Genomic DNA, 21,946 nt, shown 5'->3' with positions numbered 1-21,946 from the left:
CGGTTCGGACCCGGCCGGGCACTCGCCGCCGCGCGGGACTCCACCGCGAGGTCGGCCACGGTGAGGTCCCGGCGCGCGGTGGGCCGTCCTCGGCGGTCAAGGCCCGCTCCGGTCGGCGCGGACCTTGGTGTGCGGGGCGGCTCCCGGGCCGGCTACCGCGCGGGGGCTTCGTCGGAGAGCAGACCGGTGTCCCTGAGTTCCTGCCAGAAGGCCTCGGGCACTGACACCGCGAACTGCTCGGCGCAGTCCCGGACTTCGGCCGCCGAACGGGTGCCGACGAGGACTCCGGCGACGGCCGGGTGGGCCACGCAGTAGGCGAGCGCGGCGGCCCGCAGGGTGATGCCGTGGCGCTCGGCGACGGCCTTCATGCCCAGGGCGCGTTCCAGCACCTCGCCCGACGCGGCGGTGTAGTTGTACGTCACCCCGGGCCTCGGGTCCGCCAGCAGACCGGAGTTGAAGGCGCCGCCGATCACGACGGACGTACCGCGTTCGACGGCGGCCGGCAGCAGTTCGGTGAGCGCCCGCTGGTCGAGGAGCGTGTAGCGGCCCGCGCACAGGATCACGTCGACATCCGTGTCCTTGACGAAGCGGGTGAGCATCTCCGCCTGGTTCATCCCGGCGCCGATGGCCCGTACGACGCCTTCGGAGCGGAGTTTCTCCAGCGCCGGGTAGCCCTCGCGGAAGGCTTCCTCGGCGTGGTTGTCGGGGTCGTGGAGGTAGACGACGTCGACGTGGTCGACGCCGAGGCGCTCCAGGCTCGCCTCCAGGGTGCGGCGGATCCCGTCGGCGCTGAAGTCCCAGACACGCCGATGGGTGGCGGGCACCGCGAAGCCCTCCGCGAGGTCGTCGCCCGACGCGTCCGGGGTGGGTTCCAGACGGCGGCCGACCTTCGTGGAGAGCGTGTACGCGGAACGCGGGTGCTCGCTCAGGACCGCGCCCATGCGCCGTTCGGCGAGGCCTATGCCGTAGTGCGGCGCGGTGTCGAAGTAGCGGATGCCCGCGTCCCAGGCGGCGGAGACGGCGTCCTGCGCCACTTCGTCGGTGACCTCGGTGAAGAGGTTGCCGATGGCGGCGGCGCCGAAGCCGAGGCCGGTGATCTCGACGCCGCTGCGGCCGAGGGTGTGCACCGGCATGGGCGCGGGTGCGGACATGGGAACGCTCCTTGCTGTGTTGTCGGCCGTGCTCACTGGGCCACCGGCCGCAGTCGCAGGCCCTGCATACCGCCGTCGACGGCGAGCGAGGTGCCGGTGGTGGCGCCGGAGAGGGGGCTCGCCAGGTAGGCGACGGCGCCGGCGACCTCGGCGGGCGCGACCAGGCGTCCGGTGGGCTGGCGGGCCTCCAGCGCGGCGCGTTCGGCGGCGGGGTCGGCGGCCGAGTCGAGGAGGCGGCCGACCCACGGTGTGTCGGCGGTGCCCGGGTTGACGCAGTTCACGCGGATGCCCTCGCGGACGTGATCGGCGGCCATGGACAGGGTCAGCGAGTACACGGCGCCCTTGGTGGCGTCGTACAGGGCGCGCTGCGGCAGACCGGCCGTGGCCCCGATCGAGCACATGTTCACGATGGAGGCGTGCGCGGACTTCCGCAGGTGCGGCAGCGCGGCGCGGGCGACCCGGACCATGCCGAGCACGTTGACGTCGAAGACGCGGTGCCACTGTTCGTCGTCGTTGTCCTCGATCGTGCCGATGGCACCGATGCCGGCGTTGTTGACGACGATGTCGAGTCCGCCGAAGTCGGCCACGACGGCGGCCACGGCCTCCCGTACGGAGATGTCGTCGGAGACGTCGGCCTTGTACCCGAAGAGCGGCTTCTCGACCCCCGACGGGTCCAGGTCGAGGACGGCGACCTGCGCGCCGCGCGCCGTCAGCAGTTCCGCGGTGGCCAGCCCGATGCCGGACGCGCCGCCTGTGACCAGCGCCTTGAGACCCTCGAACTCGGTCATGCTCCCTGCCCCTCTTCCTATTCCTTCGCCAGGTCTGCGCCCCGGAGGGTACCGCCGGAGAATATGTGCTCCGCGGCGGACCCCGGCCGCATGGTCGCCGAATATCGCATATTTATCAGACCACTTCCAGGCCGGAACAGACCCGGCGGGCAAATTTACCGGGAATCTGCGAGTAGTGGTCCGACCACCCCTCTGGTTAGACTGCGGCGCACCCGGCTACAGGAGGACACGGCGTGGACGAGATCCCGGCCAGGAACGGCGTGGCCGCCCCGCAGAAGGGCACCGTGACCGAGCGCGCCATCGAGCAGATCAAGTCGCTGATCGGCGAGGGCCGGCTGGAACCGGGTGAGCGGCTGCCCACGGAGCGCGAGCTCGCCACCCGGCTGGGCATCTCGCGCAGCTCGATGCGGGAGGCGATCCGGGCGCTGACCGTGATGGGCGTACTGGAGGCCCGGCACGGCTCGGGCATCTACGTGACGCAGTTGGAGGCCGGCGATCTGCTGGAGACCTTCGGGGTGGTCGCGGACCTCGCACGGGGCCCTCGGATGGCCGAGCTGCTGGAGGTCCGGCGCATCCTGGAGTCGACGGCCACCGCCCTGGCCGCCGCCCGGATCACCCCGGACCAGCTCGCGGAGGTGGAGAAGCACCTCACGGCGATCAATGTCACCGACGATCCCGAGGAGATCCTCGCCCACGACCTGGCCTTCCACCGCGCGATCACCGCCTCGGCGGGCAATGACAGCCTGGCGGCGATCCTGGACGGCCTCTCCTCCCGCACGCTCCGCGCCCGTGTCTGGCGCGCCTACCAGGAGGAGGGCGCCTTCGACCGCACCCGTCGCGAGCACGCGGCGATCCACCGCGCGCTGGTCGCCCGCGACCCGGAGGCGGCCCGCGCGGCGGCCTCGGCCCACGTCGGCCAGGTGGAACAGTGGCTGCGGACCCAGACCGCGTCCGCGGCCATCCCCGCGCCCGAGGACGAGCCCCCGGCCTGAACCGGCACCCGCGCACGCCTCGCCGCAGGCGCCCGGAGACCGCCAACGGCCCTTCGCGTCAGCGGACGATGGCCAAGTGCCAGACGGCGGGCGGGTGTTGGTCCGGCGGGTACTGTGCGAGCCGGCCGTCGCCCGTCACGGCCACGGTCATCCGGGTGATCGCGTTGACGAGCCGGAAGCCGTCCGCCGACCTCTCCAGCTCCCAGCGCTGCAAGGTGTTCGCGGTGTCGCAGCCCTGCGCGGTGATCGCGGTGCCGGGCTGGAGCGGGGTGTTGAGCGTGAGCCTTCCGCCGCGCACCTCCAGACAGCCGTCCGGGGTCCGCAGGGTGACGTAGCCGTCGGGTGTGCGCCGTACGTCGGCGACGAGGGAGACGGCGTCGGACCGCAGGGTGTACGTCCCGTCCGCGACGGGCACCCGTGTCAGGTCCCGTCGGCCGGGTCCGTGCCCGACGGCCGCCGCCCGCGCGGTGAACCCGGCGTAGGTGGCGTCGGGACGCGGATCACCCCAGGTGGCCTGGGCGAGATGGCGCAGCGCGGGATCGGCGGCGACGGCGACCTCGTTCTCGGTCTCGCCGCGCCCGTTGTCGGGCCAGAGGCTGATCTTCGCCCCGGTGACGCCCTGGCTGGAGGCGAGTTTCTCGCCCTCGAAGGCGCGCGGGTCCCAACTCTGGTCGTACAGGCTCCTGGTGTCGCTGTGGAAGCCGCCCCGGACGAGGTACAGCGCGTAGGCGGCGTTCATCAACGAGTAGCCCTGGGCTCGGAGCCGGCTCGGTTTGACGGCCACGTCCAGCCAGTGCTCGACCGTCGTGCCCTGGGCCACCGGCACGGTGTTGGCGCCGGTGAGCCCGTCGTTCCAGATGCGCAACTCCTTGCCCTTGCCGGCCAGGTAGGTCCGGACCCGGTTGACGAAGTCGATGAAGGCGTCCTGAGGGGTGGCGTTCGCGCCGAACTTCTCTCTGGCGTACCGGAGTATCTGGGGGTACCGGGCGAAGTCGGAGCCGAGCATGTACTCGTCGGCGCCCATGTGCCAGGAGCCGCTGGTGAACACCTGCGCGTATTCGTCGATCAGGCTCGTGTAGTGGGCGAAGGCGGCCGGCTGGGTGATGTCGAGCCTGTTGGGCTGCTTGTTGCCGGCGGAGTCGGTGAGCTGGAGATCGGGGCGGTTCTCGATCCACGGGTCCATGTGGCCCGGGGAGTTGATCTCCGGGACGATCTCCACGTGGTACTTGTCGCCGAGGGCGACGAGCCGCCGTATCTCGTCCTTGGTGTAGTAGCCCCAGGTGTTGGCCTCGGGGTGACTGTCGCTCTTCACCTTGAGTTCCAGGAGCAGTTGGTTGAGCTTGTGGTACGCCATGTCGCGTACGAGGTTCTCCAGCCACGGCGTCGAGATGTGGATGTAGCAGGCGCACACGCCGACGCCCCGCTCCGCGTAGCGGGGTACGTCGACCGTGCGTCCGGCGGGGATCCGGTCGCCCTGGGCGAGGAGTTGGAGGAGTGTGCGGGTGCCGTGGAACGCGCCGCTCTCGGTCGCACCGGTCACCGACAGCCGTGCGTCCGCCCGGAGTTCGTATCCCTCCTGGCCCAGTTCGGCCCGCCCCGGCGCCACGTCGATAACGATGTCACCGTCCCGTGCGCCACCGCTCACCACGGGGAGGTCACCGTGGCCCGCGTCGCGCAGATCGTCGGCGAGGGTGTCCGCGACCCGGCGCTCGGGCGCGGAGTCGGCGACCAGACGAGCGGCACCGCTGTACTGGTAACTCCCCTCCCCCGGGGTCCAGTTGGTCAGGGCGGGCACGGTGACCGGGACGGCGCCCGGCGCCACTGTGTGCGCGGCGGCCGAGACCGGGGCGGGGGCGGCCAGCAGTAAGAGTGTCACCAGCACACCCGGAAGCCGACGCCTTGGACACCTGCTCATCGGAAAGCTCCCGCCCGTCGGAGGTGTTCGGAGGTGTGATGATCGAGCGCGCCCCGGACACTGTCAATGGGGCCTGGTGTCCGACTCCACGACACCTGACGACTCTCGACGCACCCAGTACCCGCGAGTAGCCTCGTCGCCTCACGCGTCGCACGATGTGTCGCATCCACCCCGAGGAGCCTCCGTGACCACCTGGGTCGGCCGAACCGCCGTCGAGATCGCCGCCGCCGTACGCGAGAAGCGCGTCACACCGCGCGAAGTGGTGGCCGAGCATCTCGCGCGCATCGAGCGTCTGGACGGCCGGGTCGGAGCGTTCCGCCGCGTGCGGGCCCAGGAGGCGCTGGCCGAGGCGGACGAGGTGGCCGGCCGCGCGGACCTCGCCGGCCTGCCGCTCGCGGGCGTACCTCTCGCGGTGAAGGACAACCTGGGCGTGCGCGGCGAGTCGACCCGGCACGGTTCGACCGCGACGCCGGACACCCCGGCCGGCCACGACCACGTCACCGTGGCCCGGCTCCGGGTGGCGGGCGCGATCGTCGTCGGGGTCACCAACGTGCCCGAACTGTGCGTCTGGGGCACCACGGAGGGCCGTCTCGGCACGGCCCGCAACCCCTGGGACACCACCCGCACGGCGGGCGGCTCCTCCGGCGGCAGCGCGGCGGCCGTCGGCGCCGGGATGGTGCCGATCGCGCTGGGCAACGACGGCATGGGCTCGCTGCGCATCCCGGCCGCCAACTGCGGTGTCGTCACCATCAAGCCGGGCCTCGGGGTCGTCCCGGCGGGCATCGGCAACGGCGACTGGTTCGGCATGTCGGAGAACGGCCCGCTGGCGACGACGGTCGAGGACGCCCGTCTGATGCTGTCGGTCCTCGCGGACACGGAGTTCGTACGGTCGGACGCGCACGTCGGCCGAAAGGTCGCCCTCTCCGTCCGCAGCCCCATCGCCGGTGTCACCATCGGCAGGGCGTTCGCGTCCGCCGCGCGCGAGGCCGCCGCTCTGCTGGACAGCGCCGGTCACCAGGTGCGGCCCGCCGACCCGCCGTACCCGCTGTCGATCGGCGTGACCTCGTTCACCCACTGGACGGCGGGCACGGCACGGGACGCCGAGGGCCTCGACCGGAGCGGGCTGGCCCGGCGCACCCGGGTCCACGCGGCCGTCGGCCGCCGGTTCGTCGGCCATGTCGAGCGGGGGCAGCACAAGGAACAACTGCGCCGGCGTCTCGAACCGTTCTTCGCCGAGCACGACGTGCTGCTCACCCCGGCCCTCGCCCGCCGCTCGCCCACCGCCGTGGCCTGGCACGAGCGGGGCTGGCTGCGCAATGTCCTCGCCAACACGAACTACTCGCCGATGACGCCCCCGTGGAACCTGACGGGCTGGCCGGCGATGGCGGTGCCGTTCGGCACCCTGCCCTCGGGGGCGCCCTGCGCCGTGCAGCTGGTGGGCCGGCCGGGCTCGGAGGCCGTACTCCTCGATGTGGCGGAGCAGTTGGAGAAGCTGCGTCCCTGGCAACGGACGGCTCCGCTCACCTGAACGCGGTCAGTCACCCGGTCGGCACGGGCGGATGTTCGGGGCACGCATGCCGACGACTGTCCCGCCAGGACCTGACGGGTCCTGACGGGTCCTGACGGCGCGTCAGTCGACGCTGGGCAGGATGTGGGGCTCGGCCAGGTCGTCCTCGTAGCCCGCCAGGCGGATCGGGGCCGACCTGGCCCACACGTCGAGGCTGCCGAGCCGGTCGCTTCGGTCGCCGGGAGCCTTCGTGCGTTCCTCGGGGCCTTGTTCGAGGTTCGTCTTCTCCGGTGTCACCGCGCACTCCTTATGTGTCGGATCACCCTCAGGACGTTCGGGACCAGTCTGATGCCGGCCGCTCCACATCCACTCGGGTCTGGGTCGAGAGCAGTCAGGACGCGGTGGCGCCGGTTACGGACCGTGGGTGTGGGTGGAACCCGTTGTGCTGCCCGTGCCCCCCAGTATTAACCAAATGAGCGGGCGCCCGCTCGATGGGGTGAAAACAAGGAGTAAAGAACTAAAGTCGCCCAGTGTTCATTCGGCCATAATCTGCGGTTATTTGTAACCTCATGTGCGGTTTGAGTATCACTCGTACGGCTCAGTCGGCGCACCCACGGACGCCATCGCCGGAACACGCCCGGCAGTTCAGCTCCCGTTGGCCCGCGCGCAAGTCGGCCCTGATCTGCTGGCCGACGGCAACGGCTGATCCCGCGGTGGAACTCGGGAGGGACTGACGTATGGAGCTGCGCGGCGTCGAGGAGCTGATGGATCTGCTGCACGCCTGCCGGGGCACCCCGGAGCACGGCGGCGGCCCGGTCTGTCCGGTCGATCTGCACCAGCACGCCCTCCAGACGGCCGCCCTGCTCCGCCGCAGCCGCCCTGCCGACAAGGAACTCCAGGTCGCGGGCCTGGTCCACGTCATCGGCCGGCTTCTCGCGCCCGGCACCCCCACCCGGCACGCCCGGGTCGCGGCGGACGCCGTCCGGCAGCTTCTCGGCGAACGGGTCGCCCGCCTCGTGCACGACAGCCCGTACGCCACGGACCTGGACCCACACCTGGACACCGACACGCTCGCCCTGCGCCAGGCGGACGAGGCAGGCAGGGTCCCGGAGTTCGACGCGGGCGTCCTGGAGGACTGGCGCACCCTGCTCGAACTGGTCGCGCGCCAGCACTCCCGACTGGGCGCAGTCGACTGAACTCCCTTGCGTACAGGGGCTGTTGACTGACGTTCCGTCATGAGACGGTACGCGGATGACATCGCCGTACGGACTCGACGGGCGGGTCGCCCTGGTCACCGGGGCCACCCGCGGGATCGGGCTGGCCGTCGCCGGGGCGCTCGCGCGGGCGGGGGCGAGGGTGTGTGTGACGGCCCGCGACCCGGAAGGCGTGCGGCGGGCCGCCGAGACGCTCGGCGGGATCGGGCTGCCGGGCAGTGTCGCCGATCCGGCGCACCTGTCGGCGCTGACCGAGTTCACCCTCGACGCGTTCGGACGGCTCGACATCCTGGTGAACAACGCGGCGACCAACCAGCCCTACGGCCCCCTCATGGACGCCGACCCGGACGCCTGGCGCGAGGCGTTCACGGTGAACGTGGAGTCCCCGCTGCGGCTGACACAGTGCGCGTGGCGGGCGTGGATGCGCGAGCACGGCGGCACCGTGATCAACGTGTGCACGGAGGGCGCCACCCACGTAGGCCCCAACGTCGGCGCGTACGGCACCAGCAAGGCCGCCCTGCTGCACCTCACCCGGCAACTCGCGGGAGAGCTGGCCCCGAGGGTACGGGTCAACTCGGTCTCCCCCGGCCTGGTCCGGACGGAGATGGCCCGCTTCGTCTGGGAACAGGGGGAGGACGCCGTCGCCGCCGGCCTCCCCCTGGGCCGCATCGGCGAACCCGAGGACATCGCCCAGGCGGTCTTGTGGCTGGCCTCGGACGCGGCGAGATGGATCACCGGGACAGACCTGCTGGTGGACGGCGGCACACGGGTCAGAGCGGCCCTGCCGGCCTCGGGATACGCAGTGCACGACCACTTACGAGCACGCGGTCCTGCTACCCCCTAGGGATTGGCGCGACCACTTGCGAGCGGGCGGTCCTGCCACCCCCTAGGGGCGCGGGGAACTGCGCGACCAGCCCCCACGGACCCGCACGCGCCGTACAACCCCCCTCTACCACTTACCAGGCGCGTAATCCTTCATGAACACCCCGTACAGATCCTCGCCCGCCTCACCGCGCACGATCGGGTCGTATACACGAGCCGCCCCGTCCACCAGATCCAGCGGCGCGTGGAACCCCTCATCGGCCAAGCGCAGCTTGTCGTAATGAGGCCGCTCGTCCGTGATCCACCCCGTGTCGACCGACGTCATCAGAATCCCGTCGGCCTCGAACATCTCCTGCGCACTGGTCCGCGTGACCATGTTCATCGCGGCCTTGGCCGCATTCGTGTTCGGATGCCCCGCACCCTTGTACCCGCGCCCGAACACGCCCTCCATCGCGGAGACGTTGACGACGTACGCCCGCTTGCTGACCGCCTCGCGCGCCGCCCCGGCCATCGCCGGACGCAGCTTGCTGATCAGGATGAACGGCGCCGTGTAGTTGCACAGCTGGGTTTCGAGCAGCTCCACCGGGGAGATCTGCTCGATGGTCTGCACCCAGGTGTTGGTGTCGACGACGTCGGGAAGGAGACCGCCCGCGTCGATGGCGGTGCCGTCCAGGTGCCGGGCGACGCTGGCGTTGCCCGCGACCAGGGCGAGGTCGGCGACCTGCTGGGCGTCGATGCCGCTGATGCCGACGGGCAGCGCGGCGAGGCCGTCGACCGCGCCCGAGTTGAAGGCGCCGATGACGTGGTGGGCGGGCAGCTCACCGGCCGGCAGCGGGGCGCTCTCGGCCTCGACCAGCGCGGCGTACGCGGACGGCAGCCGGCGTACCGTCTGGGTCGCGTTGTTGATCAGGATGTCGAGCGGGCCCTGTTCGGCGATCAGGTCGGCGAGGGACACGACCTGGGCCGGGTCGCGCAGGTCGGTGCCGACGACCTCCAGGCGGTGCAGCCAGTCCCCGGAGTCGTCCATCGCCTTGAAGCGGCGGATGGCGTCCTTGGGGAAGCGCGTGGTGATGGTGGTGTGCGCGCCGTCGCGCAGCAGCCGCAGGGCGATGTACATGCCGATCTTGGCCCGGCCGCCGGTGAGCAGCGCGCGCTTGCCGGTGAGGTCGGTGCGGGCGTCGCGGCGGGAGCGGTTCTCGGTGGCGCAGGCCTGGCAGAGCTGGTGGTAGAAGTAGTCGACCTCGACGTAGCGGGTCTTGCAGGTGTAGCAGGAGCGCGGGCGCTGGAGTATCCCCGCGATCTTGCCCTCCTCGGTCACCGACGACGGGAGGATGCCCTCGGTCTCGTCGTCGATGCGCTGGGCGGAGCCGGTCGCCGTGGCCTCGGTGACCGCCTTGTCGTGGGCGGTCTTGGAGGCTCGGCGTTCCTGTCGGCGGCGCTGCTTGACCGTGCGGTAGACGCCGGCGGTGGCGCGGCGCACGGCGATGGCGTCGGGGTGGTCGACGTCCAGCTTCTCGAGTTCCTCGAGCACGCCGAGGCAGACGGCCATGCGTTCGGGGTCGATGCCGGGACCGTAGGAGACGTCGTCCATGGCGTCCATGTCGTCCCGGCCGTCCACGGCCGTCGGGCCGTCCTCTGTCACCGTCATCGCGCTGCCGTTCCCTGGGTCGCCGTCGCGGCGCAAAGTCCGCGCCCGCTCTCGAACAGGCGATTTTACGGAAGGCCCGGCCCAGTCTCCAAACCCGTGACGATCATGACGCGGGTCACAGGGCGCAGGCGGCGACCAGCGTCTCCACCTCGGCGGACAGCGCGGCGGCGAACCGGTCGAGGTCCGGGACGGCCTCCGCGTCGGCGACGAGCCCGAAGTGGACCTGTCCCCGGTAGGTCGAGACGGCGACCGCCAGCGACTGGCCCTGAGCGAGCGGGGCGAAGGGGTAGACCTCGGTGAGCGGGTTGCCGCCGAGGCGGAGGCCCAGGCTGGGCAGGGGCACGCTGGTGACGAGGATGTCGAACCAGAGCCGGGCGGCCTGCTTGACCAGGGGTCCGCCGAGCCGGTGTCCGAGCGGCGGCACATGGTCGGCGAGCAGCGCGACCGCTCCCGCGCCCCGGCCCGGCCCGGCGTCCTTGTTGCGGTCCATGGCGCCGCGCACGGTGTCGAGGCGGCTGAGCGGGTCCGGATCGTCGACCGGCAGCCGCATCAGATAGCCGGAGAGCCGGTTGCCCTGCGGATGCGCGGTGCGCGGACGCCGTTTGGAGACGGGGATGAGCGCGCGGGGGGCGACTCCCTCGCTGCCGTCGCCGCGTTCGTCGAGCCAGTGGCGCAGGGCTCCGGCGACGACGGCGATGAGTACGTCGTTCACGGTGCCGCCGACCGTCTTGCGGACGCGGTGGACGTCGTCGAGGTCGATGGCGACTCCGGCGGTGCGGCGGGTGCCGGTCGGTCCGGCGACGAGCGCGGCCGACGAACGGGTGTTCAGGGTGTGCAGCCCGGAGCGGGCGACCGAGGCGCCGATGTCCAGGGCGCGGCCCACGTCGGAGAAGGCGTCGCGCACCAGTCCGGGCAGTTTGCGTACGTCCGGGAAGAGACCGGTGGCCGGCGGTTCGGGGCGCGGGCGCGGTGCGGGCAGGTCGAGGGGGTCCATGACGCCGGCGGCGAGGGTGAGGGCGCGCAGGCCGTCGGCCAGGGCGTGGTGGAACTTGAACAGCACGGCGAAGGAGTCACCGGCCTCACTGGGCAGCACATGGGCCTCCCAGGGCGGCCGGCCGCGCTCCAGGGAGCGTTCCATGAGCCGTCCGGCCTCGGCGTGGAAGTCGGCGGTCGGGGCGTGCAGCCGGACGTGGTCGAGCGGGTCGAAGTCCGGTGTGTTCTCGCGGGTGGCGCCCCCGAAGGCCAGCGGCGGCAGGGGCTGCCAGACGTCCCGGATGCGCATGCGCAGTCCGGGCACGGCGGGGGCACGGGCGGCGAGCAGGTCGGCCGCGTGCGCTCCCGCGGTGGGCGAGGTGGCGGAGAAGACACCGAGGGCACCCAGGTGCATGGGGTGCAGATCGGAGTCCATGTTCCAGAACGCCAGGTCGAGGGGGGCGAGCAGGTCCGAGTTCTCAGAGGTCACGGGATCACTCTCGCGTCGACGACGGGTGAACCAGCAGTCAATCGCTCACGGGCGATTACGGTCAAGTGCGATCAAGCTACGCTCAGTTAACAACGGATTAAGTCCCACCGCTGCGAGAGCGGTGGGACTTGGGTGAATTGTGAGCCTACGTCAGGGTTTCGGGGGAGCTAGTGGAGGGCGGGCGGCGCCGCGTCGGCGTCCGTACCCCACCCGGACGGCTCCGAGCCGACCGTGAAGTCGAGCGAGCGCGCGCCCCGCAGGATCCCGCTCGTCACATACGTACGGGTGTACGGGGATCCGTCGACGGCGACCGACTGGACGTACCGTCGGCTGTCCGACGTACCCGGTGCCGTCACCGTGAGGGCGCCGAGCGGGTAGTAGGCGGGGTCGAGGGTGAGGTCGACCCGGTCGAAGACCGGGGTGGACAGGCCCCAGGTGTCGTAGCCGGGCTGCACCGGGAAGATCCCGATGGCCGACAGGACGTGCCAGGCGGACATGGTGCCCATGTCGTCGTTGCCGGTCATTCCCGTCGGGCCGTCCGTGTAGAGGGTCATCGCGGCATGCACGACCTCGGTCGTCTTCCAGGGCTGGCCGGTGGAGAGGTAGGTGTACGGGGCGGTGAGATCGACCTCGTTCTGGGGGTTGTACTTGTCCGCGTTGTAGTAGGCGTACGGGCCGTTCACCCACACCTCGCGGGCCGTCCGGGCGGGGTCCGCCTTCAGCTGGTCGTACGCGAAGAAGGCGTCGAGCCGGTTGTTGGCCGACTCCCGCCCGCCGAGCAGGTCCACCAGGCCGGGCATGTCCTGCGGGACGAGCCACTGGTACTGCCAGGCCGTGCCCTCGTGGAACCCCTCGCCGATGGCCGGGTCGGGGTCGCCCGTGAAGGCGCCCGAGCCGTCCCTGGGCCGGAAGAAGCCGGTCGAGTCGTCGAAGACCGCGCGGTAGCTCCGTGACCTGGCCGCGTAGCGGTCGGCGTCGGCGTCGTGGCCCAGCTTCCGGGCCATCTGGGCCAGCATCGCGTCGGAGAGGGCGTACTCAAGGGTGACGGAGGCACCCCAGTGGTAGTCGGAGTCGCCCGGCTTGGTGCGCGCGCGGCCCTTGAGGTAGGGCGCGAAGCCGTTCTCGATGTACTCCGGGTTCGCCTCGCGCCCCAGCATGGGCACGGCGGCGGGCGGCACGCCGTCGGCGTTCTTCCTCAGGGCGCGGTAGGCCCGTTCCTCGTGGCCGTGCAGCAGCCCCTGCTGGTAGGCGTGGGTGAGGAACGGCGTGACGGGGTCGCCGGTCATGATGTTGGTCTCGACCGTGCCGTAGCCCCATTTGGGCAGCCAGCCGCCCTCCTCGTCGATCTTCAGCACGGAGAGGGCCATGTCCCGGGCCTCGGCGGGCGCGAGCAGGGACAGGAGCTGCGCCTGGGTGCGGTAGGTGTCCCACAGGGACCAGTTCTGGTAGTACGTGAAGTCCCGCGCGCGGTGCACCTTCAGGTCCCAGCCGGTGTAGCGGCCGTCGGCGTCGCTGCCGGTGTTGGGCGCGAGGAAGCTGCGGTAGAGGGACGAGTAGAAGGTCCGGCGCAGGGTGTCCGGGCCGCCTGTCACACGGACGTCGTCGAGGCGCGCCTCCCAGGCGTTCCGGGCCGCCTCCCGCACCTCGTCGAACGGGCGTCCGCCTTCGGCGCGCAGATTGCCGGCCGCGCCGTCCGCGTCGACGTACGACAGCGCGGTGGTCGCCTCGACGGTGCGGTCCCCGTCGGTTGTGTCGAAGCGGACGTAGGCGCCGTCGGCCCCGGTCCGGGAGCCGCCGGTGACCTTGGCGCCGTCCCAGGTGCCGTACGCCGTGAAGGGCCGGTCGAAGCGGGTGATCGTGTGGACGGTGTACGGGTTGGTGCCCCGGCAGAAACCGGAGCCGGTGATCGTCGTACGCACGGTCCGGTCGTCGAGGATCTCCACCCGGTTGGACACCTTGGTGTGCAGCGACTGGCCCGCGTTGAGCAGCACGTTGGCCTTGGTGGTCGCCGGGAAGGTGTAGCGCTGGACGCCGGTGCGGGTGGTCGCGGTCAGCTCGGCGTCGATGCCCGTCTTCAGGCCCACCCGGTAGTAGCCGGGGCTCGCCGCCTCGCCCTCGTGGCCGAACTCGGCTGCGTAGGCCGCGTAGTCGGTGCTCGTGATGTCGCCGGTCGTGGGCAGGACCGGCAGGTCGCCGCCGATGCGGCAGCCGACTCCGGAGAGGTGGACGAGGGAGAAGCCCCGGATACGGGTCTGGGAGTGGTCGTAGCCGGTCTTGTGCCCGGTGTCGGGCGAGAGCTGCACCATGCCGAAGGGCACGGTCGCGCCGGGGAAGGTGTTGCCCTCGTTCTCCGAACCGATGAACGGGTTGACCAGGTCGGTGAGGCGCTCGTCGCGGGCATGGGCGGCCGGGGCGGCGAGCGCGCCGGCGAACAGGGCGGCGGCCGTCACCGCCCCGGCTGTGCGCAGGGTCCATCTCACAGGGAGAACCTCCGTGGGCTCGGGTCGGGTCTGGCGGCGCGCGGCCCACAAGCCAGGGGAGGCCGGGGTGTCCGGGGCCGTGTCCCGGATACGTTCCGTGCCGGGCGCCCCGATCCGCGCCGCGCCCGGCACGGTCACCTCGCGGCCGTACGGCAACAGCCCGTTCGGCTCACTCGCCGGCGCCCGGACACGCCGGTGGCCCCGGTGAGCACGGGCTCACCGGGGCCACCAGGACGGGTGTGGGCGCCTACGACACCTGCTGGCCCTTCCCGAGGCCGATCACGCCGCCCTTGGAGACGGTGTACAGGTCGGCGTCGCGCTCCGGGTTGACGCCGATCGTCGCGCCCGGCGGGACCTCGACGTTCTTGTCCAGGACGGCCCCGCGCACGATCGCGCCCCGACCGACACGCACGTTGTCGTGCAGGATCGACCCCTGGACGACGGCACCCGGATCGACCCGGACACCGGGCGAGAGCACCGAGCGGCTCACCTGGCCCCGGATCAGGCACCCGGCGCTGATGATCGACTCGCTGGCGATTCCGCCCGCGTTGAAACGGGCGGGCGAGAGCTGACCCGAGTGGGTGTAGACGGGCCAGCTGCGGTTGTAGAGGTTGAAGGCGGGGCGCTCGGCGATCAGGTCCATGTGGGCGTCGTAGTACGCGTCGAGCGTGCCGACGTCCCGCCAGTACCCCTGGTCGCGGGTGGTCTCGCCGGGGACGTGGTTCTGGCTGAAGTCGTACAGCTGGGCCTCGCCCCGGTCCGTGAGCGCGGGCAGTATCGAACCGCCCATGTCGTGCACGGAGTCGCCGTCCTCGGCGTCCCGTTGAAGGGCCTCGATGAGGGCCTTCGTGGTGAAGATGTAGTTGCCCATCGAGGCGAACACGGACTCGGGGTCGCCGGGCAGACTGGGGGGATCGGCGGGCTTCTCCAGGAATCCGCGCACGGTCTGGCCGTCCGAGCCGGGACTGATCACGCCGAAGGACGACGATTCGGCGCGCGGCACCCGTATGCCCGCGACGGTGACCCCCGCGCCGCTCTCGATGTGCTGGTTGAGCATCTGGCGGGGGTCCATGCGGTAGACGTGGTCGGCGCCGAACACCGCGACGTAGTCGGGCTGTTCGTCGTACACGAGGTTGAGGGACTGGAGGATGGCGTCGGCGCTGCCCAGGTACCAGCGCGGGCCCAGGCGCTGCTGGGCGGGGACCGGGGTGACGTAGTTGCCGAGCAGGCTGGACATCCGCCAGGTGGTGGTGATGTGCCGGTCCAGTGAGTGCGACTTGTACTGCGTGAGCACGCAGATGCGCATGATGTCGGCGTTGACGAGGTTGGACAGGACGAAGTCGACCAGGCGATACGTTCCGCCGAAGGTGACAGCAGGTTTCGCGCGGTCCGCGGTCAAGGGCATCAGACGCTTGCCCTCTCCGCCCGCCAGTACGATCCCGAGCACAGAAGGCCCACCACGACGCATCGCCGCTCCCCTCACCGTGGTTGTGCCCGATGCCTTCCCGTCCCCCGGTCGGGCTAAGCCTGCCTGGCCTGTCCGAGGACCTCCTCGTAGAGCCCGACCGTCCGCCGGGCCACCGCGTCCCAGCCGAACTCCCCCACCGCGCGTTCCCGTCCGGCGTCCCCCATGCGCCGCGCGGCCTCCGGATCCCGGAGCACGGAGTCCAGAGCGCGCGCGAGGTCCGCCTCGAAGGCCCGCGGGTCGTCGTCCAGGGACACCAGAACCCCGGTCTTCCCGTCCGCCACCACCTCGGGGATGCCGCCGACTCGCGAGGCCACCACGGGAGTTCCGCAGGCCATCGCCTCCAGATTGACGATGCCCAGCGGCTCGTACACCGAGGGGCAGACGAACACGGCGGCGTGCGTGAGGAGTTGGATGACGTCGGGGCGCGGCAGCATCTGCGGGATCCAGAAGACGCCCTCGCGTACGGCGCTCAGTTCCTGGAAGAGTTCGCGGAACTCCCGGTCGATCTCCGGGGTGTCGGGGGCGCCCGCGCACAGTACGACCTGGGCGGCCGGGTCGATGTCCCGTACCGCGCGCAGCAGATGGGGCACGCCCTTCTGGCGGGTGATGCGGCCGACGAACAGGACGTACGGGCGGGCCGGGTCGACGCCGATCCGGGTGAGGGCGTCCGTGCCGTGGTCGGGCCGGTAGAGGGTGGTGTCGATGCCGTTGTGCACGACGTGGACGGTGGCCGGGTCGAGGGCCGGGTAGCAGGCGAGGATGTCCTCGCGCATGGCCCCGGACACGGCGATCACGGCGTCGGCCGACTCGATGGCGGTGCGCTCGGCCCAGCTCGACAGGGCGTATCCGCCGCCGAGTTGCTCGGCCTTCCAGGGGCGCAGGGGCTCCAGGGAGTGCGCGGTCATCACATGCGGGATGCCGTACAGGAGCTTGGCGAAGTGGCCGGCGAGGTTGGCGTACCAGGTGTGGGAGTGGACGAGTTCGCGGCCTTCGAGGGCGGCGGCGATGGAGAGGTCCGTGGAGAAGACGCGCAGCGCGTCGTTGCTCCCGTCGAGGGCCGACCAGGAGCGGTGGCGGATGACGCCGACGCCCCGGCCCTCGCCCCAGCAGTGGACCTCCAGGTCGGTGAGGGCGGCCAACTCCCGCGCCAGGAACTCGACATGGACGCCCGCGCCGCCGTACACATCCGGCGGGTACTCCCGGGTCAGCAGGCCCACACGCACCCGGAACCCCCTTCTCAGTGGCTGGTTCCCACATGGTCACCCAGATGCGGCGCCCGGGGAAGACCGTGGGGCCCTGGTGAAGCAGCAGTCACCGCAGATCCCGCCGCCGGGCACCCGGTAGTAGAGGCAGCAACTGCGCCGCCGGAAGGCGCCGCCGGTGAACGTGCCGGTCGGGGCGAGCCGGGGGTGGGTGAACAGTTCGGCGGCGAGGGCGCGGGCGCGGGTCCCGGCGTCCGTGCCCGCCCCGCGCGCCCAGCGGTCGACCTCGCGGGCCGCGCCGGCCAGCGCCGAGCCCGCGTTGCCCCACAGCAGGCCCTCGGCGACGCCGTACCGGGCGTGCAGGGCTGCCGTGAGGGGCTCCAGATGCCCGCGTACGACGAGGTCCGCGACGGTCGCCGCGTCGGCGGGCCGGGGGCGCGTCTCCGCGAGCCACAGGTCGTCGGGGGCGCTCGCGGCGGGGTCCCAGTGGAGCAGCCGGGGATCGAGGTCGGGGACGCGGCCGTACAGGACGGCGCAGCCGAGGGCGACGGACCACAGCCGGGCCGCGAGCGCCTGCTGGGCGATCGACGCGGAAACCCGCAGCGCGGAGACACCAAGACGGTCCGCGACGGTACGGACACGGAAAGTTATGGAATCCGGGTAAACCTCCTCGCCGCGATGCGCGTACGCCTGCGCGAGTGTCGGCGGCGGATCGGCGGGGGCTCCGGCCGTGCGTAGTACGAAGAAGCCGCCCAGCCGTCCGAGCGCCGTGAGATCGGGGTCAAGGTCCACGAGAGGCAGTAGTACCAGGCCGGACAGCGGGCCGGGAGCAGCGGCCCCGGCGCCGCGTCACCCCCCTTGGGGAGGACATGGGGCGCGGCGTACTCCATCGGCAGTAGGACGCGATGGATGCTCTGGGACGACGCGCGGGCGCGCGAGAGGAGGGATCGTGGTGACTATGGAAGCCGACCGTTCGCCGCGCCGGGCCCCGCGCCCGCGCCGCACGCAGAGGAGTTGCTCATGAGCGCCCTCGCGTTGTCCATTGTGCTGTCGCTCGTCTCCGCTGTGGCCTACGCGGGCGGGGCGATCGTGCAGGAGCGGGTCGCGGAGTCCGGACACGGCCCCTCCTACGCGCCGATGCGCCGGCCGGTCTGGTGGGCCGCCGTGGCGCTGAACTGTTTCGGCGGTGTGCTGCACGTGGTGGCGCTGGCGTTCGGGCCGCTGAGTGTCGTGCAGCCGATGGGCGCCCTGACGATCGTGTTCGCGCTGCCGATGGCGGCGCTGTTCGTGCGCCGCAGGGCCGGGGCGGCGGCCTGGCGCGGCGCGATCATGGCGACGCTCGGGCTCGCGGGTCTGCTGTCCCTGGTCGGCGCGTCCGAGGCGCGGTCCCTGGGCACCACCGAGCGGGTACTGCTGGCCGTGGTCACCGGCTCCGCGGTGGTGGCGCTGATGGTGGCGGGGCGTGCGGCGCACCGGCACCCGGCGGTGCGCAGCACCCTGCTCGCGATCGCGTCCGGTATCGCCTTCGGGATGTCGTCGGTGTTCACGAAGGTGGTCGCCGTGGACTGGTCCGACGGCCCCACGGCCGGGGACGTGCCGTCGCTGGCGCTGATCGGGGTGCTCGGTATGTCCGGGCTGCTGCTCTCGCAGGCGGCCTACCGGGGCGGTGGCCTGACGGCGCCGCTCGCGACGCTGACGGTCGTGAACCCGGTGGTGGCGGCGGCTGTCGGCATCACGATGTTCGGCGAGACCTTCCGGTACGGCACCACGGGCACGATCCTCGCGCTGAGCTGCGGTGTGGTCGCGGCGGGCGGCCTGATCCTGCTCACCACCGAGCGCCTCCAGCACGCCCCGCACACCGACGCGCGGCCCTCGGCCTTTCCTGCCCCTGCTTCCCCTGCTCTCGTCGCTCCGGCTGCTCCGGCTGCCCCGGCACCGGAACAGACCGGATCCGGGCGCGACCACGAAGAGGAGGCGGCGGTGCCGGTGAGCGAGACGCCCGCCCGGCCGGTGCCGGCCGGCGCGGCGTCACCGCCGGCCGGTCCCGGTCAGGACACGCGGGACGACGTGCTCGTTCCCTACGCGGCCTGCTACGGCATCCCCTACGTGCCGGTCCCGATGAGCGCCCGCGACCGGCACCGTACGCGGGTCAGATCCTGACGCCGCCGGCCCGGAGATAGGCCACCGGGTCGATGTCACTGCCGAAGTCGGGCCCCGTCCGCACCTCGAAGTGCAGATGCGGTCCGGTGCTGTTGCCCGTGGAACCGGAGCGTCCGATGCGCTGCCCGACGGACACCGACTGGCCCTGTCGCACGGAGATGGCGGACAGATGCGCGTACTGCGAGTAGCGCCCGTCGGCGTGCCGGATCACCACCTGGTACCCGAAGGACCCGCCCCAGCCCGCCTCGACGACCTCGCCCACACCGATCGCCTTCACCGAGGTCCCGGTGGGCACCGGGAAGTCGACGCCCGTGTGATACCCCTTCGACCAGGAGGAACCCGTCTTGCGGTACGGCGTCCCGGTCCCGGCGCTGACCGGCGCGGTGAGTGTGGTGGTCGCGTGGTGCGGGGCCTTCTCGGCGGTGTGCGGGGCCTTCCCCGGACGGGACTTGTGGGCGGGGGCGTGCGGTGCGGCCTTCGTACGGAGGTCCAGCCGCTGGCCCGGCACTATCAGGTCCGGATCGGCGCCGATCGTCGTGCGGTTCGCCGAGTAGAGGCGCTGCCAGCCGCCCCGGACGTCACGCTCGTCGGCGATGCCGGAGAGGGTGTCGCCGTGCACGACGGTGTACATCTCGGCGGTGCCCGCCTGGGACTGGGGCGTGGTCTGCGGCTTCACGTCACGGACGGTCCGCTGGGACTTCCGTTCCAACTGGCCCGAGTAGCCCGAGTGGCCTGAATCACCCCCGTTGCCGGAGGGGTTGACGTCGGGGGTGTCGCCGCCCCGGGTGAGACCGGCGCGTACCGAGCAGACGGGCCAGGCCTCGGGGCCCTGCGCCTTGAGCACCTTCTCGGCCACGGCGATCTGCTGGTCCCTGGTGGCGAGATCCGCGCGCCCGGCGTAGGCCGTGCCGCCGTACGCCTCCCAGGTGGACTGGCTGAACTGGAGCCCGCCGTAGTACCCGTTGCCGGTGTTGATGTTCCAGTCGTTCGTGGACTCGCAGGCGGCGACCTTGTTCCAGGTCGCCATGTCCGCCGCGTCCGCCACTCCCGCGCCGACCAGCGGGAGCGCGATACCGGCGCCGCCCGCGGTGACGGTGAGAGAGGCCCGGTTGATCCGGTTCGGCTGGTACCGGCGATGCTTGCCGCGTACGGCCATGGCGGAGCCCCCTCATCCGTTGCCAGGAACCGCAAAAGTAAGCGCTGGGAACAGGCCACCACAAGACCGCGAATCAGCCTCCGTGCGGCCGAAGTTCATCCGGGCGACCCCGAAGTGGCCAGGAGTTGAGGCCGATTGCGTGAAAGCTGAGGCAGACGGGGGTTCTGGTGCGTATCTGCGTACGCAGGGACAGCAGAACTGCAAGAACGGCGCAAGAACGGCAAGAACAGCAAGAACGCAGCACCGCAGGAACGGCGGACCCGGATGTGCGATCGGCGTACCGGCACGTCAGGATGGCCCGAGGGGCAATACTGGCGAGCAGACACGGCACCACCGATCCACTGATCCAGGACCTACCGGCACGACCGTTTTCCAGGACCACTAGGAGCCATCCGCATGAGCAACTCAGCCCAGATCGGCGTCACGGGACTCGCGGTGATGGGCCGCAACCTCGCCCGCAACTTCGCGCGCAACGGCTACACGGTCGCGCTGCACAACCGGACGGCGGCTCGTACGCACGCTCTGGTCGAGGAGTTCGGGAGCGAGGGCGCCTTCATCGCGGCCGACACCGCCAAGGAGTTCGTGGCCGCGCTGGAGCGTCCGCGCCGCCTGGTCGTCATGGTGAAGGCCGGTGAGCCGACCGACGCGGTGATCCAGGAGTTCGCCCCGCTCCTGGAGCCCGGCGACATGATCATCGACGGCGGCAACGCGCACTTCGCGGACACCCGGCGCCGCGAGCGCGACCTGCGTGAGCAGGGCATCCACTTCGTCGGCATGGGTGTCTCGGGCGGCGAGGAGGGCGCGCTGCTCGGCCCGAGCATCATGCCGGGCGGCCCGGCCGAGTCGTACGACTCGCTCGGCCCGATGCTGGAGAAGATCTCCGCGAAGGCGCAGGACGGCACGCCCTGTGTCTCCCACGTGGGTCCGGACGGCGCCGGTCACTTCGTGAAGATGGTGCACAACGGCATCGAGTACGCCGACATGCAGCTCATCGGCGAGGCGTACCAGCTCCTGCGCGATGTCGCCGGGTACTCCCCGGCGCAGATCGCCGACATCTTCCGCACCTGGAACACCGGCCGGCTCGACTCCTACCTGATCGAGATCACCGCCGAGGTCCTGTCCCACGTGGACGCGGCGACGGGCAAGCCGTTCGTGGACGTGGTGGTGGACCAGGCCGAGCAGAAGGGCACCGGCCGCTGGACCGTGCAGATCGCCCTGGACCTGGGTGTACCGGTGTCGGGCATCGCCGAGGCGGTCTTCGCCCGCTCGCTGTCCGGCCACGCGGCGCTGCGCGAGGCGTCGCGGGGGCTGGCGGGCCCGAAGGCGACCCCGCTGAGCGAGTCGGAGGCGGCCGCCTTCGCCGACCGCGTCGAGCAGGCGCTCTACGCGTCGAAGATCGTGTCGTACACGCAGGGCTTCCACGAGATCGCCGCGGGCGGCGCCGAGTACGACTGGAACATCGACCTGGGTGCCGTCTCCGCGCTCTGGCGCGGCGGCTGCATCATCCGGGCGGCGTTCCTGGACCGCATCCGCGCGGCGTACGACGCGCGGGCGGACCTGCCGAGCCTGCTGTCCGACGACACGTTCGCGCAGGAGATCGCGGCGGCGCAGGACGACTGGCGCGAGGTGCTGGTCGCGGCGACGCGGCAGGGCGTTCCGACGCCGGGCTTCGCGGCTGCGCTCGCGTACTACGACGCGCTGCGCGCGGAGCGGTTGCCTGCGGCGCTTACGCAGGGGCAGCGGGACTTCTTCGGTGCGCACACCTATCGGCGGACGGACCGGGAGGGCTCGTTCCACACGCTGTGGGGCGGGGACCGGTCCGAGGTGACTGGCTAACGGGCTGACTGGCTAAGGGGCGCTCCGCGGGTTGGGCCGTTTTGGCCGCGGGCCCGGTGGGGGCTGGTCGCGCAGTTCCTCGCGCCCCTTAACGGCAGTTGTTCGACTGCGGGCCGGTGGGGGCTCGTCGCGCAGTTCCCCGCGC

General features: G+C 71.7%; 17 protein-coding genes. 6 read left to right on the top strand and 11 right to left on the bottom strand.

Going from position 1 to position 21,946, the window contains the following annotated elements:
• Positions 1-152: 152 nt before the first annotated feature.
• Together AOK08_RS14275 and AOK08_RS14270 are read right to left on the bottom strand one after the other, a co-directional pair.
• Entirely contained in the window at positions 153-1,127 is a 975-nt protein-coding gene (locus tag AOK08_RS14275; RefSeq protein WP_055525930.1) for an aldo/keto reductase, read from the bottom strand.
• A gap of 56 nt (positions 1,128-1,183) precedes the next feature.
• Positions 1,184-1,939, bottom strand: a complete 756-nt coding sequence (locus AOK08_RS14270) for an SDR family NAD(P)-dependent oxidoreductase (protein WP_055525917.1) — start codon at positions 1,937-1,939, stop codon at positions 1,184-1,186.
• Positions 1,940-2,172: 233 nt separating this feature from the next.
• Between AOK08_RS14270 and AOK08_RS14265 the strand changes: the two genes are divergently transcribed.
• Positions 2,173-2,931: a FadR/GntR family transcriptional regulator gene (locus AOK08_RS14265; RefSeq protein WP_079054022.1), complete on the top strand. Its 759-nt coding sequence runs from the start codon at positions 2,173-2,175 to the stop codon at positions 2,929-2,931.
• Between the two features lie 58 nt (positions 2,932-2,989).
• Here the strand turns inward: AOK08_RS14265 and AOK08_RS14260 are convergent, their stop codons facing one another.
• The gene (locus tag AOK08_RS14260; RefSeq protein ID WP_055525916.1) at positions 2,990-4,846 is read right to left on the bottom strand and encodes a family 20 glycosylhydrolase; all 1,857 of its coding nucleotides are present in this window, start codon (positions 4,844-4,846) and stop codon (positions 2,990-2,992) included.
• Between the two features lie 184 nt (positions 4,847-5,030).
• Here AOK08_RS14260 and AOK08_RS14255 point away from each other — a divergent pair, with 184 nt between their 5' ends.
• Positions 5,031-6,374 (top strand): amidase, encoded by a 1,344-nt coding sequence (locus AOK08_RS14255; protein WP_055525915.1) that lies wholly within the window; start codon positions 5,031-5,033, stop codon positions 6,372-6,374.
• Positions 6,375-6,476: 102 nt separating this feature from the next.
• On the opposite strand, the gene AOK08_RS46430 is transcribed toward AOK08_RS14255, so the two are convergent.
• Positions 6,477-6,650, bottom strand: a complete 174-nt coding sequence (locus tag AOK08_RS46430; RefSeq protein ID WP_198539264.1) for a hypothetical protein — start codon at positions 6,648-6,650, stop codon at positions 6,477-6,479.
• A gap of 440 nt (positions 6,651-7,090) precedes the next feature.
• Between AOK08_RS46430 and AOK08_RS14250 the strand changes: the two genes are divergently transcribed.
• A complete protein-coding gene (locus tag AOK08_RS14250; protein WP_055525914.1) occupies positions 7,091-7,549 on the top strand; it encodes an HD domain-containing protein in 459 nt (152 codons plus the stop codon).
• Positions 7,550-7,604: 55 nt separating this feature from the next.
• Positions 7,605-8,411, top strand: coding sequence for an SDR family oxidoreductase (locus AOK08_RS14245; protein WP_055525913.1), 807 nt, complete (start codon positions 7,605-7,607; stop codon positions 8,409-8,411).
• A gap of 105 nt (positions 8,412-8,516) precedes the next feature.
• Here the strand turns inward: AOK08_RS14245 and AOK08_RS14240 are convergent, their stop codons facing one another.
• The 6 genes from AOK08_RS14240 to AOK08_RS14215 form a co-directional block, all read right to left on the bottom strand.
• Positions 8,517-10,037: an SDR family NAD(P)-dependent oxidoreductase gene (locus AOK08_RS14240; RefSeq protein WP_055525912.1), complete on the bottom strand. Its 1,521-nt coding sequence runs from the start codon at positions 10,035-10,037 to the stop codon at positions 8,517-8,519.
• A gap of 115 nt (positions 10,038-10,152) precedes the next feature.
• Entirely contained in the window at positions 10,153-11,445 is a 1,293-nt protein-coding gene (locus tag AOK08_RS14235) for a wax ester/triacylglycerol synthase family O-acyltransferase (protein ID WP_055525928.1), read from the bottom strand.
• 221 nt (positions 11,446-11,666) lie between these two features.
• A complete protein-coding gene (locus tag AOK08_RS14230; protein ID WP_055525927.1) occupies positions 11,667-13,979 on the bottom strand; it encodes a GH92 family glycosyl hydrolase in 2,313 nt (770 codons plus the stop codon).
• A 247-nt stretch (positions 13,980-14,226) separates the two neighbouring features.
• Positions 14,227-15,447, bottom strand: coding sequence for a glucose-1-phosphate adenylyltransferase (glgC, locus tag AOK08_RS14225; RefSeq protein ID WP_055525911.1), 1,221 nt, complete (start codon positions 15,445-15,447; stop codon positions 14,227-14,229).
• 53 nt (positions 15,448-15,500) lie between these two features.
• Positions 15,501-16,670 (bottom strand): glycogen synthase, encoded by a 1,170-nt coding sequence (gene glgA, locus AOK08_RS14220; RefSeq protein ID WP_198539263.1) that lies wholly within the window; start codon positions 16,668-16,670, stop codon positions 15,501-15,503.
• Positions 16,671-16,706: 36 nt separating this feature from the next.
• A complete protein-coding gene (locus tag AOK08_RS14215; RefSeq protein WP_055525910.1) occupies positions 16,707-17,441 on the bottom strand; it encodes an IucA/IucC family C-terminal-domain containing protein in 735 nt (244 codons plus the stop codon).
• Between the two features lie 228 nt (positions 17,442-17,669).
• Here AOK08_RS14215 and AOK08_RS14210 point away from each other — a divergent pair, with 228 nt between their 5' ends.
• Positions 17,670-18,809: a DMT family transporter gene (locus AOK08_RS14210; protein WP_055525909.1), complete on the top strand. Its 1,140-nt coding sequence runs from the start codon at positions 17,670-17,672 to the stop codon at positions 18,807-18,809.
• Here the strand turns inward: AOK08_RS14210 and AOK08_RS14205 are convergent.
• Positions 18,799-19,965, bottom strand: a complete 1,167-nt coding sequence (locus AOK08_RS14205) for a transglycosylase family protein (protein WP_055525908.1) — start codon at positions 19,963-19,965, stop codon at positions 18,799-18,801. The two genes, AOK08_RS14210 and AOK08_RS14205, sit on opposite strands and share 11 nt — an antisense overlap.
• Before the next feature lie 396 nt (positions 19,966-20,361).
• On the opposite strand from AOK08_RS14205, the gene gndA reads away from it, so the two are divergent.
• Complete coding sequence (gene gndA / locus AOK08_RS14200; protein WP_055525907.1) at positions 20,362-21,801, top strand: NADP-dependent phosphogluconate dehydrogenase; 1,440 nt, start codon at positions 20,362-20,364, stop codon at positions 21,799-21,801.
• The last annotated feature ends 145 nt before the right edge of the window (positions 21,802-21,946 follow it).

The organism is Streptomyces graminilatus, from assembly GCF_001418565.1.
GTDB classification, from domain to species: domain Bacteria; phylum Actinomycetota; class Actinomycetes; order Streptomycetales; family Streptomycetaceae; genus Streptomyces; species Streptomyces graminilatus.
Note: the sequence above shows the minus strand (reverse complement) of the source record. Positions and strands in the feature narration are given on the sequence as shown.